15 protein-coding genes are annotated in these 12685 nt (G+C 70.5%); 7 read left to right on the forward strand and 8 right to left on the reverse strand.

The genetic code is table 11. The annotated features are described in order from the left end of the window. Positions 1-26: 26 nt before the first annotated feature. The gene (locus tag OUY22_RS11210; RefSeq protein WP_270154796.1) at positions 27-1367 is read right to left on the reverse strand and encodes a dipeptidase; all 1341 of its coding nucleotides are present in this window, start codon (positions 1365-1367) and stop codon (positions 27-29) included. 249 nt (positions 1368-1616) lie between these two features. Between OUY22_RS11210 and OUY22_RS11215 the strand changes: the two genes are divergently transcribed. Both OUY22_RS11215 and ald read left to right on the forward strand, forming a co-directional pair. Next, positions 1617-2999 carry an aspartate aminotransferase family protein gene (locus OUY22_RS11215; protein ID WP_270154797.1) on the forward strand — a complete coding sequence of 461 codons (1383 nt, stop codon included), beginning with the start codon at positions 1617-1619 and terminating at the stop codon, positions 2997-2999. Between the two features lie 67 nt (positions 3000-3066). Next, on the forward strand, positions 3067-4182 hold the full coding sequence (ald, locus tag OUY22_RS11220; RefSeq protein WP_270154798.1) for an alanine dehydrogenase: 1116 nt from the start codon (positions 3067-3069) through the stop codon (positions 4180-4182). Positions 4183-4202: 20 nt separating this feature from the next. Here the strand turns inward: ald and OUY22_RS11225 are convergent, their stop codons facing one another. Beyond that, positions 4203-5585, reverse strand: a complete 1383-nt coding sequence (locus OUY22_RS11225; RefSeq protein WP_270154799.1) for a tetratricopeptide repeat protein — start codon at positions 5583-5585, stop codon at positions 4203-4205. Positions 5586-5683: 98 nt separating this feature from the next. After that, a complete protein-coding gene (locus OUY22_RS11230) occupies positions 5684-6556 on the reverse strand; it encodes a sulfite exporter TauE/SafE family protein (RefSeq protein WP_270154801.1) in 873 nt (290 codons plus the stop codon). 217 nt (positions 6557-6773) lie between these two features. Here OUY22_RS11230 and OUY22_RS11235 point away from each other — a divergent pair, with 217 nt between their 5' ends. The 4 genes from OUY22_RS11235 (at position 6774) to OUY22_RS11250 (ending at position 8816) form a co-directional block, all read left to right on the forward strand. Further along, positions 6774-7136, forward strand: coding sequence for a type II toxin-antitoxin system RelE/ParE family toxin (locus OUY22_RS11235; RefSeq protein ID WP_270154802.1), 363 nt, complete (start codon positions 6774-6776; stop codon positions 7134-7136). A 30-nt stretch (positions 7137-7166) separates the two neighbouring features. After that, positions 7167-7562, forward strand: a complete 396-nt coding sequence (locus OUY22_RS11240) for a helix-turn-helix domain-containing protein (RefSeq protein ID WP_270154804.1) — start codon at positions 7167-7169, stop codon at positions 7560-7562. Beyond that, positions 7562-8005, forward strand: a complete 444-nt coding sequence (locus OUY22_RS11245) for a hypothetical protein (protein ID WP_270154805.1) — start codon at positions 7562-7564, stop codon at positions 8003-8005. Before OUY22_RS11240 ends, OUY22_RS11245 begins: the two co-directional genes overlap by 1 nt. Positions 8006-8159: 154 nt before the next feature. Beyond that, entirely contained in the window at positions 8160-8816 is a 657-nt protein-coding gene (locus OUY22_RS11250; RefSeq protein ID WP_270154806.1) for a methyltransferase domain-containing protein, read from the forward strand. An 89-nt stretch (positions 8817-8905) separates the two neighbouring features. Here the strand turns inward: OUY22_RS11250 and OUY22_RS11255 are convergent, their stop codons facing one another. The 3 genes from OUY22_RS11255 to OUY22_RS11265 all read right to left on the reverse strand — a co-directional run bounded on the left by OUY22_RS11255 (position 8906) and on the right by OUY22_RS11265 (position 10127). Beyond that, the gene (locus OUY22_RS11255; protein ID WP_270154807.1) at positions 8906-9076 is read right to left on the reverse strand and encodes a hypothetical protein; all 171 of its coding nucleotides are present in this window, start codon (positions 9074-9076) and stop codon (positions 8906-8908) included. A 346-nt stretch (positions 9077-9422) separates the two neighbouring features. Then, positions 9423-9827, reverse strand: a complete 405-nt coding sequence (locus OUY22_RS11260; RefSeq protein ID WP_270154808.1) for a hypothetical protein — start codon at positions 9825-9827, stop codon at positions 9423-9425. 87 nt (positions 9828-9914) lie between these two features. After that, positions 9915-10127 carry a DUF397 domain-containing protein gene (locus tag OUY22_RS11265; RefSeq protein ID WP_270154809.1) on the reverse strand — a complete coding sequence of 71 codons (213 nt, stop codon included), beginning with the start codon at positions 10125-10127 and terminating at the stop codon, positions 9915-9917. A 145-nt stretch (positions 10128-10272) separates the two neighbouring features. Here OUY22_RS11265 and OUY22_RS11270 point away from each other — a divergent pair, with 145 nt between their 5' ends. After that, positions 10273-10542: a GntR family transcriptional regulator gene (locus tag OUY22_RS11270; RefSeq protein ID WP_270154810.1), complete on the forward strand. Its 270-nt coding sequence runs from the start codon at positions 10273-10275 to the stop codon at positions 10540-10542. A gap of 232 nt (positions 10543-10774) precedes the next feature. On the opposite strand, the gene OUY22_RS11275 is transcribed toward OUY22_RS11270, so the two are convergent. Together OUY22_RS11275 and OUY22_RS11280 are read right to left on the reverse strand one after the other, a co-directional pair. After that, a complete protein-coding gene (locus OUY22_RS11275) occupies positions 10775-11422 on the reverse strand; it encodes a response regulator (protein ID WP_270154811.1) in 648 nt (215 codons plus the stop codon). Beyond that, a complete protein-coding gene (locus OUY22_RS11280; RefSeq protein ID WP_270154812.1) occupies positions 11419-12528 on the reverse strand; it encodes a sensor histidine kinase in 1110 nt (369 codons plus the stop codon). Before OUY22_RS11280 ends, OUY22_RS11275 begins: the two co-directional genes overlap by 4 nt. Positions 12529-12685: the final 157 nt, after the last annotated feature.

Below are 12685 nucleotides of genomic sequence, written 5' to 3' on the forward strand. Positions count from 1 at the left end.
GCGCGCGAGGGCGACCGGCCCGCGGGCTACGACTGCGCCAGCTCCTGCAGGAAGAGCGCCTCGGCGGTCGCCACCCGGCGCAGCTCCTCCAGGTCGACCCGCTCGTTGGGCGCATGGCAGGCGGCGTCCTCGTCCTCCGCGCCGAACAGCAGGATCTCCGCCGCGGGGAACTGCTTGAGCAGCGTGTTGACCAGCGGGATCGAGCCGCCCGCGCCCACGTCACGGGGCGGCCGGCCGAAGGCCCGCTCCATCGCCCTGTTGAGCGCGGCGCGCGCCTTGCCGCCCGAGTCGGCCTGGAAGCCGGAGCCGACGGTGAGGTCGCCGAACGACACCCGCACGCCCCACGGCGCCACCTGCCGCAGGAACTCCGCGACGGCGTCGACCGTGGTCTTCGGATCGCCCGCCGGCGGCACCCGCACGGTCACCCTGGCCCGCGCGACGGGCTGCACGGCGTTGATCGCCCCCGACACCGACGGCACGTCCAGCCCGGTCACGGTGATCGCGTACGAGGACCACAGGCGGTCGGCCAGCGAGCCGGAGCCGACCAGCGACACGCCGTCGAGCACGCCCGCGGTCTTGCGGAACTCCTCCTCCGTCGGCCCCTGCCCGAGGAAGGAGCCGCGCGGCAGGCCCGGCACCCGGACGTCGCCGTTGTCGTCGTGCAGCGCGGCGCACATGCGCATCAGCGCCGCCAGCGCGTCGGGCGCGGCGCCGCCGAACGAACCGCTGTGGACGGGCTCGCTGAGCGTGCGCACCTCCATGGTGAAGGCCGCCATGCCGCGCAGCGAGGTCGTCACCGCCGGGTCGCCGACGCGCGGGTTGCCGGTGTCGGCCACCACGACCGCGTCGGCCCGCAGCAGTTCGGGGTTGCGCTCGACGAACGCCTCCAGCCGCTCGCCCGCGTACTCCTCCTGGCCCTCGACGATGACCTTGACGCCGACCGGGAAGCGGCCCTGGAAGACGCGGAGCGCGGCGACGTGCGACAGGACGCCGGACTTGTCGTCGGCCGTGCCGCGGCCGTAGAGCTTGCCGTCGATGAGCGTGGGCTCGAACGGGGGCGTGCGCCAGGCGGCCGGGTCGCCCGCGGGCTGCACGTCGTAGTGCGCGTACAGCAGGACGGTCGGCATGCCGGGCGGCGCGGGCGCCTCGGCGTACACCGCCGGGAAGCTGCCCTCGACCGGGACGCGCTGCACGCGCGGCAGGCCGGTGCTGCGCAGCAGCTCCTCCACCATGGCCGCGGCGGCGTGCACGGGCTCCTCGGGATGCCCCGGGAAGGCGACCGACGGGATGGCGGCCAGGCGCCTGAGCTCCTCGACGGTCTGCGGCATAGCGGCCGCCACGGCGCTCTCGATCTGGTCAGGAGTCACGGGAAGGTCCCCCGGGGGTCGTTCTCGGTTGGTGGGCGTTCCTCCCAAGCCTACTGAGGCGGCCGCGGTCCTCAGGCGACGGTCCCGCCGAGGGACAGGCGATGGTCAAGGTGTTGCGGATTTCGTAGTCGTTACAGAAAAGCACTGCGGATCCCTGGTCTTGACAGTTTGGTTACGACGCAATCCCTTGGCAAAGTGGCTGGTGAGGCGGCACACTGGGGTGCAGCTCGACACAAGGGATAGATACACATGACGCAGCCTGAACACGACGTCCTGAAGGCCGCGCAGGACAACCTGTGGTTGCACTTCACCAGGCACAGCACCTACCAGAAGTCCGAGGTGCCCACCATCGTCCGCGGTGAGGGCTCCTACATCTACGACATCCACGGCAAGCGCTACCTCGACGGTCTGGCGGGGCTCTTCGTCGTCCAGGTCGGTCACGGACGCGGCGAGCTGGCCGAGGCCGCCGCCAAGCAGGCGCAGGAGCTGGCGTTCTTCCCGCTGTGGTCGTACGCGCACCCCAAGGCCGCGGAGCTGGCCCAGCGCCTGGCGAGCCTCGCGCCCGGCGACCTCAACCGCGTGTTCTTCACCACCGGCGGCGGCGAGGCCGTCGAGAGCGCCTGGAAGCTCGCCAAGCAGTACTACAAGCTCATCGGCAAGCCGCTCAAGCACAAGGTGATCAGCCGTCAGATCGCCTACCACGGCACCCCGCAGGGCGCCCTGTCGATCACCGGCATCCCCGCGTTCAAGCAGATGTTCGAGCCGCTCGTGCCCGGCTCGGTGCGGGTCCCCAACACCAACCACTACCGCGCCGACGAGATCACCGGCATCCCCGGCATGACCCCCGAGGAGTACGGCTTCTGGGCGGCCGAGCGGGTCGCCCGCGCCATCGAGATGGAGGGCCCCGACACGGTGGCCGCCGTCTTCGCCGAGCCGGTGCAGAACGCCGGCGGCTGCTTCCCGCCCCCGCCCGGCTACTGGCAGCGGCTGCGCGAGATCTGCGACGAGTACGACGTGCTGCTCGTCTCCGACGAGGTCATCTGCGCCTTCGGCCGCCTCGGCACCATGTTCGGCGGCGAGAAGTTCGACTACGTGCCGGACATCATCACCTGCGCCAAGGGCATGACCAGCGGCTACGCGCCGATCGGCGCGATGATCGCGCACGACCGGCTGTTCGAGCCGTTCAAGAACGGCGAGGAGATGTTCGCCCACGGCTACACCTTCGGCGGGCACCCGGTCTCGTCCGCCGTGGCGCTGGCCAACCTCGACATCTTCGAGCGCGAGGACCTGCTCGGCCACGTCACCGCGAACGAGCCGCTGTTCCGGGCCACGCTGGAGAGCCTCAAGGAGCTGCCCATCGTCGGCGACGTGCGCGGCTCGGGCTACTTCTGGGGCATCGAGCTGGTCAAGGACCGCGACACCAAGGAGACGTTCAGCGCCGAGGAGTCCGAGCGGCTGCTGCGCGGGTTCCTGTCCCAGGCGCTGTTCGAGGCCGGCCTCTACTGCCGCGCCGACGACCGCGGCGACCCGGTCATCCAGCTCGCGCCGCCGCTGATCGCCGGGCCGAAGGAGTTCGAGGAGATCGGCGGCATTCTGCGAAGCGTGCTGAAGGAAGCGTGGGCACGCCTCTGAACGACAAGATATCCGGTACGGGATCCCGTACCGGATATTTTTTTCTCTGGAACAAGGAGCACCACCCATGAAGATCGGCGTGCCTGCCGAGGTCAAGAACCACGAATACCGCGTCGCCGTCACCCCCGCCGGCGTGCACGAGCTGGTCAGCCGCGGCCATGACGTCACCGTCCAGCGCGGCGCGGGCGAGGGCTCGCACATCCCGGACGAGGAGTATCTCGCCGCCGGCGCCAAGATCCGCGACGACGCCGACCAGGTGTGGGCCGAGGCCGACCTGGTGCTGAAGGTGAAGGAGCCGGTCGCGGAGGAGTACCACCGGCTGCGCGAGGGCCTCGTCCTGTTCACCTACCTGCACCTGGCCGCCTCCCGCGCCTGCACCGACGCGCTGCTGTCCGCCCGCACCACCGCCGTCGCGTACGAGACCGTGCAGGTCAACGGGACGCTGCCGCTGCTCGCGCCGATGTCGGAGGTCGCGGGCCGGCTGGCGCCGCAGGTGGGCGCCTACAACCTGATGCGGTTCAACGGCGGGCGCGGCGTGCTGCCCGGCGGCGTGCCCGGCGTCGCCCCCGCCAAGGTCGTCGTCATCGGCGGCGGCGTCTCCGGCCTGAACGCGGCGCAGATCGCCGTCGGCATGGGCGCCGACGTCACCGTGCTCGACACCAACGTCGACCGGCTGCGCCAGATCGACGCCGTCTACCAGGGCCGGCTCAAGACCCTGGTGTCGAACGCGTACGCGATCGAGCGGGAGGTGCTCACCGCCGACCTGGTCATCGGCGCGGTGCTCATCCCCGGCGCCAAGGCCCCGACGCTGGTCTCCAACGACCTCGTCGCCCGCATGAAGCCCGGCTCGGTGCTCGTCGACATCGCCATCGACCAGGGCGGCTGCTTCGCCGACTCGCGGCCGACCACGCACGCCCAGCCGACCTACGAGGTGCACGGCTCGGTGTTCTACTGCGTGGCCAACATGCCGGGCTCGGTGCCCCACACGTCCACCTACGCGCTCACCAACGCGACGCTCCCGTACGCGGTCAAGCTGGCCGACCAGGGCTGGAAGGAGGCGCTGCGCGGCGACGCCGGCCTCGCGGGCGGCCTCAACGCCCACGACGGCGCCCTCACCAACGAGCCCGTCGCCCAGGCGCTCGGCCTGGCCCACACGCCGGTGGAGGAGGTCCTGACCGCCTGAGCGCTCCCGCCCGTCCGGGGTCATTCCCGGGCGGCGCCGGAGAGCCCCAGCCGGTGGCGCAGCTCGCGCGCCGTCGCCAGCACGTGCTCCACCTCCGCCGGGCTGGGCCACGGGGCGCTGCCGGGGCGCAGCAGCGTGCCGCGCACCGACGCCAGGTGCTCCACCGCGCTCGCGTGCAGGCCGCTCCGCGTCACCAGCCACGGGATCACCTCGCCGTGGTCGAGCAGCGGCCTGGTCACCAGGTCCCAGGTGGCGAGGATCTCGGTCAGCTCCGCCACCCCCAGCGCCGCCCCGCCCCTGCGGTCGGTCGCCAGCGCGGCCAGCTCGGCCCGGGCGGCCAGCTCCGGCTCGGCCGGCCGGTCCCAGACGGGCGGCGGCGGGCCGGTCAGCCACTCCTGGGCCTCGCCGTCGCGCCCCGCCGCCGACAGCAGCCCGGCGAGCTCCAGCGCCGCCCGGTGGTGCCCCGCCAGCGCCGCCTGCCTGAACCAGTGCCGGCCGCCCTTCAGGTCGCCGAACTCGGCGATCAGCAGCAGCCCGAAGTTGAACGCCGACTCCGGGTCGCCGGCCGCCGCGCCCCTGCCGAACCAGTGGCCGGCCCCCTTGGCGTCACCCAGCTCCACGCAGACGAACCCGGCCATCCGCTGACTGTCCAGCCGTCCCGCGTACGCCGCCCGCTCGTACCAGCCCCTGGCGGTGCGCAGGTCGCGGCGGGCCAGCGCGATGGCGCCCAGCTGCGCCGCCGCGCCCGGATGCTCGCTCTTGGCGGCCAGCCGGTAGTAGGACTCGGCGCCTTCGGGATCGCGCCCGGCCCGCAGGAACAGCCCCAGACAGTAGGCGGCGCCCGCGTGGCCCGCCCGGCAGGCCGTCTCCCACCAGCGCACGGTCTCCTCGTCCTGGCCCGCCGAGTAGGCCAGGAAGCCCAGGTCGTAGGCCGACGCGGCGTCACCGTCCGCCGCCGCCCGCCGGTGCCACTCGCGCGCCGCCGCGGGCTCACCGGCGTCCTCGCAGATCAGCGCCAGCTTGCGCGCCGCCGACCGGTTGCCGTCGCGGGCCGCGCGCTCGTACCAGAACCTGGCCCTGCCGGGGTCGCCGCGCTGCTCCAGCAGCAGCGTGGCCAGGTTGACCGCCGCCTCCGGGTCGCCCGCCGCGGCCGCCCGCTCGTACCAGCCGAGCGCCTCGTCGAGCGTGCCGTGCTTCTCGTGCCACAGGCCCAGGTTGTAGGCGCTGTCGACGTTGCCGGCCCCGGCCGCGGACTCCCACCAGTGGCGGGCCGCGCCACGGTCGCCGCGCTGGGCGTAGAGCCTGCCGAGCCGGTGCGCGGCCCGGGCGTCGCCCTCCCGCGCGGCCATCAGGAGCTCGGCCTCGTCGCCCACCCGGGGCGCCGGAACGGCCGGCCTCGTCATATCACCTTGCCAGAGCATGCCAGAAAGGGTGGCATGTGATCGCCCGATCGCGAACGGTAATCGCCGCGCGCCCGGCAGCATTTACCCGCTCCCGCCGCCTACTCCGCGGAGAACGTGATGAATCCGGTGAACATCCCCATGCCGCAGGCGTAGCGGAGGGTGCCCGGCGGCTGCGGCGGCAGCCGTACGGTCGCGGGCAGCGCCAGGTCCCGCCCGGCGAAGACCACGGTGTCGGTGCAGCCCCGGTCGACCCGCTTGAACACCACCTCGACCGGCACCCCGGCGGGCGCCCGCACCGCCGCCGGCCGGTAGCCGTCGCGCAGCGCCCAGATGGTCACCACGGGGCTCCGGTCTCCCGCGGTGGTGGTGGCGGTGGCGGGCAGCCAGCCGCCGAGGTTGATCCCGGCGCCGATCGTCCACAGCCCCGTGGCGGCGGCCAGCACCGCCGCCGCCTGCACCAGCCTCGTACGGGTGACGCGCCGCAGCAGCCAGCCCAGCAGGCCCAGCGCGGGCGCGGTGCCGAGCACGAAGCCGGCCATCACCGCCGCCCCGGACAGCGGCGAACCGCTGGAGATCGCTATCAGCTCCATGCCGATCGTGACCCCGCACGGCACCAGGATCGTGGCGGCGCCCAGCAGCGGCGGGCCGAGGGCGCCGAACGCGCGCCGGGACGGCTCGCACCCGGGGCGGCGGTAGAGCCTGACCGCGAACGCGACCACCATGAGGCCCGCCGCCACCAGCAGCACCGCCCGCGCCTGCGGCGGCGGCTTCACCGCCGAACCGGCCAGCCCGAGCAGCGCGCCCATCGCCGTATAGGACAGCAGCCGTCCGGTGAGGAACCACCCCAGCACGGTACGGTCACGCTCCCCGGTCAGCCCGACGAGCAGCCCCCCTTGCACAGCCGTGCACGAAGCGGTCCCCGCCAGCACCCCGGCCACGACCCCACTGCCGAACAGGGCCGCCGCCTGCATGCTCGTCCTCCCCGCCCAAGGTCCCTACACGGAAGGTAGCGGTCCGAGCCGGACGCGGCCAGTGACAGTTTATTCACTCAGTGTACCGTTTGTCGTTCTCCCCCGAGCGAGGAGGAAGGAGGGATGTACCTATTGTGAATGCGGCGACACGTTGCGTAGTGGGATTGCGGTAGATTCTTGACCTCAGCTTGGTGTCGGAACCTTTCGAGGTGGCGAAGTGCAGGAGAAGCCTGACGCAGTCTGGCACTTCTACCGCACGCCGAATGGCCGCCCTGTCGTCAGCGAAGAGATCAAGGATGTCCTTGGTGATGGTCCCCCAAAGAAGGAACTGGGCGCTCTGCTTAGCAGGATCCAGTACAACCGGGCCCTGCCGCGAGACACCGGATGTCTCGGCCGCGGGCTGTACGAGGCCCGCTTGAGTCATGCGAGCAATGAATACCGCCTCTACTTCGCCCATGGACCGCAGGGCGAGCATGTGCTTCTGGCGCTGGCCTTTCACATGAAGGGAAGCAGGGGAGCTCAGGACCGAGTCATCGACCTCGCCAGGAACCGTCTGGTCGACTGGCTGGAGAGAATATAAGGTGAAGCCGATACGGGGAGGTGGTAGGTGATGGACCCGCGCATCGCCGAGCTTCTGGACATCGACCTGGAGGATCCCGAAGTCCAGCGCGAGAACGCCGCGATTGATCGAGACATGCGGCTGATCGAGACGCTGGTGAGCGTCCGCCGGCAACGCGGTATGACGCAAGCAGACGTCGCGGAACGCATGGGCCGCAGTCAGCCGGCCGTGTCCGATTTCGAACGTCTGGGTGGCGACCCTCACCTCTCCACGATCCGGCGCTATGCACTGGCGATCGGTGTGGACGTGCACCACGTGGTCAGCATGCCCGGAGAGGTCGGCGCGACAAGCTCCACGCCGACCAGGATTCAGGTGTCCGGATGGGAGGCGGAGACGCCGCAGACCTCCGGGACGGCCACCATCGATCTAAGGCGAGCCGGACTGTGATGGAAGGATTTCTCGTCCTCGCCGACTCCGGTAACACGGATCTGACCACCGGTAAGGTCCACCTGCTTGGGGCCGGATGGTCGCTGACCGGTCCAGTGGTGCCCACCTCGGCCGTGGCAGGCTTCTTGCGGATCCCCTGGGACGACGTCAAAAAGGACCTCGACTTTCGTCTCCGACTGGTAGGCGACAACAGAGACCCGGTCAAGATCCCCGCGGCCGACGGAAAGACCAAGCCGGTGATCTTCAACGGCAAACTCGGGATCGTAAACGTCCGGCCGCAAGACGGCGTCGCTCGCAGCATCCCGATGAACCTCTCCTTCTCCCTGAACATCCCTGCGTTGCCCCTCGCTCCCGGCTCCACCTACGAATGGGTCTTGGATGTCGGGGAAACGGAAGTGGCATCTGTCCGCTTCGGCGTACGTCCAGAGACCGCCCACGTCTGAAGGTGCACCTTGCCTCTCACCTGGGCGAGTCACCGCGTGGGCCGGAAGCTGGGCACCATCCGCCGCGTGACGGGAGTCCGCCGGTGATGGTGCTTCCGCGCGTCGTCCCGTACGGCTGAGGATGGCGGTCCCCTACACACAGCGAGGTGCGGGCATGGACTGGCAGACGTGGCACGACGACTACGATCTCTCCGGCTCTCCGCTGGCGCGGCGGCTGCGCGTGGTCCAGGAGCGGATCGAGGCGGCGCTCGACGCCTGCGCCCCCGGTCCGGTGAAGGCGATCAGTCTCTGCGCCGGTCAGGGCCGCGACCTCCTCGGCGTGCTGGCCGCTCATCCACGCCGCGCCGACGTACGAGCGCGCCTGGTGGAGCTGGACCCGCGCAACGCCGCCGCCGCCCGGCAGGCCGCGGCGGCGGCCGGGCTGGACCAGGTCGAGGTGCTGACCGCCGACGCTGCTTTCACCGACTGTTACCAGGGCATGGCGCCCGCCGACCTCGTACTCGCCTGCGGGATCTTCGGCAACATCACCGACGAGGACATCGAGCGCACCGTCGATGCCTGCTCGCAGCTCTGCGCCACCGGCGGCACCGTCATCTGGACACGGCACCGCGACGCGCCCGACGTGGTGCCGCTGATCTGCGACTGGTTCGGGGACCGGGGTTTCGAGCTCTCCTGGCTGTCGGACCCGGAGGCGGGCTTCGGCGTCGGCGCCCACCGCTTCACCGGCCACCCGAAACCCCTGGCCCTCGGCGAACGCCTGTTCACCTTCGTCGACCGCGACACGCTCCGTGAGCCGCGCGCCGAGCCGTGAGTCCACTCGGATGGCATTGAGTCCGGGAGACCATCCCCGCGTGCGCGGGGAGCACCTACACCTCTCGCTGACCTGCGGTTTTACCTGCCTCAGCGGCCATTTTCGAGTACTTTCTCTGATTCGGACATGACGACATCGTGTCCTTGCTTCTGCATCGCAAGGCCGGCGCCGGAGGTGTTGTCAATCTTCGTACGCGTCCAGGCCGGACGATTCTGAAGCACGCGCACGACGTTGTCGACTCTCTGCTCGTATGTGCCCATCGTCTCAGTGACTACCAGGCAGAACAGGCCGGCTGTCCAGGCGGCTACAGCGCGTCACCTTCCAGCAGGCGATCCCATAGCCTTATCGCGTCGCCGGCTTGCAGCCAGGGGCTCTCGCTGATCCTGCTGTCACCGGACCACCTCACCGTGCGGCGGATATGGACCAGGCCGCCCGCCGTGCAGAGTTCGTACACGATCGGCGCGCAGGCGCACGTGTGACTGCGGACCCTGACCGAGCCGCAGCGCGGCATCGGGTCCGACCAGTCGATCTTGAGGTGGCCGTCTCGAAGGGGCGGCAGATGGATTCCGACGCACTCCTCGCGTGGCGTCGCGGACCTACGGGCCATCATGATGCACGCCTACGGGCCGGGCAGGGGTGGGGGACGTGCCGGTTGGGGCAGCAGATCACGCCGATGGTGACGAATCGACCGCCGTGCAACCACTCGCCCCACTGCACGTCCACGCCTCTGGGCAAGAGGTCGCGGGCGGCCTCCAGACGTTCCTCGACCGGGATCCACTCGGGTAGCAACAGTGCCGTGCGCGCCTTGCCGTACTCCTCGGACATCCAGGCCACCGCTGATGCCACGTGCTCGAAGCTGGCCGCCATCCGTGGCGCGGGTTTGAGTAGCCAGTCGCCGGTGCGCATAGGCGGCAGCGTGGAGGTGGGGAATTCGGGTGAGGTGGGGCGGCGGTGGGCTTCGTTGGCGCGCTCCGCTCCGGGGCCGGTCCACTGGTAAGCGTGCCAATGCATGGTGAGGCTCTCCCGATAGGGTTTGGGGGGTGGGTGATCCCTGCTTGCTTGGATCAGGCAGGGATCGCCCGTCTCGCGGGGTGACCTTCACAGGGTGGACAGGCCGGCGGCGCGTAGCTCCTCACCGGTGAACCGGAGCGTCCCGGCGTCTGGGTTCTTCGAGTCACGGAGCGCGTAGGCGTCCTCCACGCCCGGGATCGGCGCGATCAGGACGCAGGACTCCATGTCCTCCTCCTGCTGGTTGCCGCCGCATGCGCGGCTGAACGACACCCCTTCGAGGTGACAGCCGTACAGATCCATTGCCTGTTGTTCCTCTCGTCCGAGCCTCGGAGGCGGGCTCCATCTCCAGCGACGATACCTGTCCCGGCCTAGTCATGCCTAGTCCGAGACCGACCTGTACAGTTTGGTCTATGTATAGAAGTCGATGACGGTTTAGGGTTCGCCTGTGAATTTGCCTGACACACCGTGGACTGACGGCGACTGGAATCCGGAGGTCTACCGCTACGAGCAGATCGCCGACTGGATCCAGAAGCGAATCGAGGCCGGCGAGTACCCTCCTCGGACGGTGCTCTCCGAAGTTCAACTCCAGGGATATTTCAGTACCGGCCGTACGACCATCCGTAAGGCATTCGAGATCCTGCGCGAACGCGGACTGATCATCACGAAGCCTGGCAGGGGATCCGTGGTCATGCGGAGAACGGGCGCTGCGGACTGATGTTCATGCCGCCGAATGCTGGACACTGCCGGTCGCCATGCCAAGCCTGCTGCCAGGATGGATGACGTACGTTTGCGGCGCGGAACGAGGCGCCTTCAGTCTCGCCTTCCTGACGATCAGCGATACGGCTTCGACGCTACGTGCTGGCGATCGGCGCGGATGCGAACCACGCGGTCAGCATGCTTCTCGTACGCGTCCAGGCCGGACAAGTCCGAAACACACGGCCGAACGCTCACAGCCAGCCCGGCTTCACCAGCCCCGACTCGTACGCGATCACCACCAACTGGGCCCGGTCCCTGGCGTGCAGTTTCATCATGGCGCGGCTCACATGCGTCTTCGCCGTGGCCGGGGACATGAACAGCTTGGCCGCGATCTCGTCGTTCGTCATGCCGCCGCCGACCAGGGTGAGCACCTCGCGTTCCCGGTCGGTGAGCTGGTCCAGGCCCTCGGCGGCCAGCGGCTCCTTGGCGCGTGAGGCGTACTCGGCGATCAGGCGGCGGGTCACGCTCGGGGAGAGCAGCGCCTCGCCGGCCGCCACCACCCGGACCGCCTGGATCAGCTCGGCCGGCTCGGTGTCCTTGACCAGGAACCCGCTGGCCCCGCCGCGCAGCGCCTCGAACACGTACTCGTCCAGCTCGAACGTGGTCAGGATGATGATGCGCGGGCCGTCGGGCATCTGCCGGGTGGCGGTGAGGCCGTCCATGCCCGGCATGCGGATGTCCATGAGCACCACGTCGGGGCCGTGCTCGCGGGCCAGCCGGATCGCCTCCCCGCCGTCGGCCGCCTCGGCGACCACGCTCATGTCCGGCTGGGCGTCGAGCAGGGCCTTGAACCCGGCCCGCACCAGCGCCTGGTCGTCGGCGAGCAGCACCTTGATCACGGGTTCTCCTCGGGTAGGGGCAGCCGGGCCGCGACCCGGAATCCGCGGCCGGACGGGCCGGCCGTCAGCGTCCCGCCCAGCGCGGCGGCCCGCTCGCGCATGCCGGGGATGCCGTTGCCGCTGCCCTCCCCGGCCAGCACGGGCGGCGTGGTGGAGCCGTCGTCGGTGATCTCGATGCCCAGGCCGGAGGGTTCGTACGAGAGCCGGACCGTCACCGCCGAGCCGGGGGCGTGGCGGGCGGCGTTGGTCAGCGACTCCTGGACGATCCGGTAGGCGGCCCGTTCGACCTGCGGCGGCAGCGGGCGCGTGCCGGTGCGCTCCAGCTTCACGTCCAGTCCGGAGCGTTCGATCAGCTCGTCCAGGCGGTCGAGGCCGGCGGTGGGGGAGCGGGGCGCGCCCTCGCGCAGCACGTTCAGCACCGAGCGCATCTCGCCCAGCACCTCCTTGGAGGCGGTCTTGATGGTGGCCAGCGCGGTGCGGGCCTGCTGCGGATTGTCGTCGATGAGGTGGAGCGCGGTCGCGGCCTGCACGTGGATGAGCGAGATGTTGTGCGCCAGCACGTCGTGCAGCTCCTGCGCCATGGTCAGCCGCTCCTCGCTGGCCTGCCGCCTGGTCTCTTCCTCGGCCGCCCGCTGCTGCTGGGCGCGCCGCTCCCTGACGATCCTGGTCAGCTCCGCCACCACCATGAGGAGCAGGACGAACGCGGTCACCGCCAGGTCGTGGAAGAGCCCCGTCGGCTCGCCCGACCGGATGTAGCCGTAGGTGATGAAGACCACGATGGTCACCCCGGCCATCACCCACGCCTTGACCCGCTGCCCCAGGGTGACGAGGGAGAACAGCAGGATGATCGGCGAGAGGTAGACCGGCCCGTACGGATAGCCGAGCCAGGTGTAGACGTAGGTGGCCACGAGCCCGGCCGCCGTCGCGCCGGCGGGGAACCTGCGCCGGAGCAGCACGCCCACCGGCCCCACCAGCAGCAGCGCGACCGCCACCGCGTCGATCGGCTCCCGGAAGGGCTGCCCGTAGTACGCGCCGTACGAGAACACGACCTGGGCGACGGCCACCACCACCGCGTTGTACGGATCGAGCCCGAACTTCCTGCCCACGCCCCCACGCTAGGACCCTCGCGGCACCGGCGCATCCACCTTCGGTCGCAGGGGGCCCTACCGCGCGGGACGTAGCTGGGCCATCGTGTACTCCATGCGCCGAGTGATCGTTCCCGCAGCAGCAGTCCTCGTCACCCTGGCCCCCCCCCCCCCCCCC

Origin of the sequence: Nonomuraea corallina, from assembly GCF_027620315.1 — a bacterium.
GTDB lineage: Bacteria > Actinomycetota > Actinomycetes > Streptosporangiales > Streptosporangiaceae > Nonomuraea > Nonomuraea corallina.

What these genes read in the sequence shown, in the direction of transcription:
- OUY22_RS11240 (WP_270154804.1), top strand. Translation starts at nt 7,167, where the DNA reads ATGGACCCGCGCATCGCCGAGCTTCTGGACATCGACCTGGAGGATCCC.
- ald (WP_270154798.1), top strand. Translation starts at nt 3,067, where the DNA reads ATGAAGATCGGCGTGCCTGCCGAGGTCAAGAACCACGAATACCGCGTC.
- OUY22_RS11255 (WP_270154807.1), bottom strand. Translation starts at nt 9,076, where the DNA reads ATGGGCACATACGAGCAGAGAGTCGACAACGTCGTGCGCGTGCTTCAG.
- OUY22_RS11260 (WP_270154808.1), bottom strand. Translation starts at nt 9,827, where the DNA reads ATGCATTGGCACGCTTACCAGTGGACCGGCCCCGGAGCGGAGCGCGCC.
- OUY22_RS11265 (WP_270154809.1), bottom strand. Translation starts at nt 10,127, where the DNA reads ATGGATCTGTACGGCTGTCACCTCGAAGGGGTGTCGTTCAGCCGCGCA.
- OUY22_RS11250 (WP_270154806.1), top strand. Translation starts at nt 8,160, where the DNA reads ATGGACTGGCAGACGTGGCACGACGACTACGATCTCTCCGGCTCTCCG.
- OUY22_RS11245 (WP_270154805.1), top strand. Translation starts at nt 7,562, where the DNA reads ATGGAAGGATTTCTCGTCCTCGCCGACTCCGGTAACACGGATCTGACC.
- OUY22_RS11215 (WP_270154797.1), top strand. Translation starts at nt 1,617, where the DNA reads ATGACGCAGCCTGAACACGACGTCCTGAAGGCCGCGCAGGACAACCTG.
- OUY22_RS11230 (WP_270154801.1), bottom strand. Translation starts at nt 6,556, where the DNA reads ATGCAGGCGGCGGCCCTGTTCGGCAGTGGGGTCGTGGCCGGGGTGCTG.
- OUY22_RS11225 (WP_270154799.1), bottom strand. Translation starts at nt 5,585, where the DNA reads ATGACGAGGCCGGCCGTTCCGGCGCCCCGGGTGGGCGACGAGGCCGAG.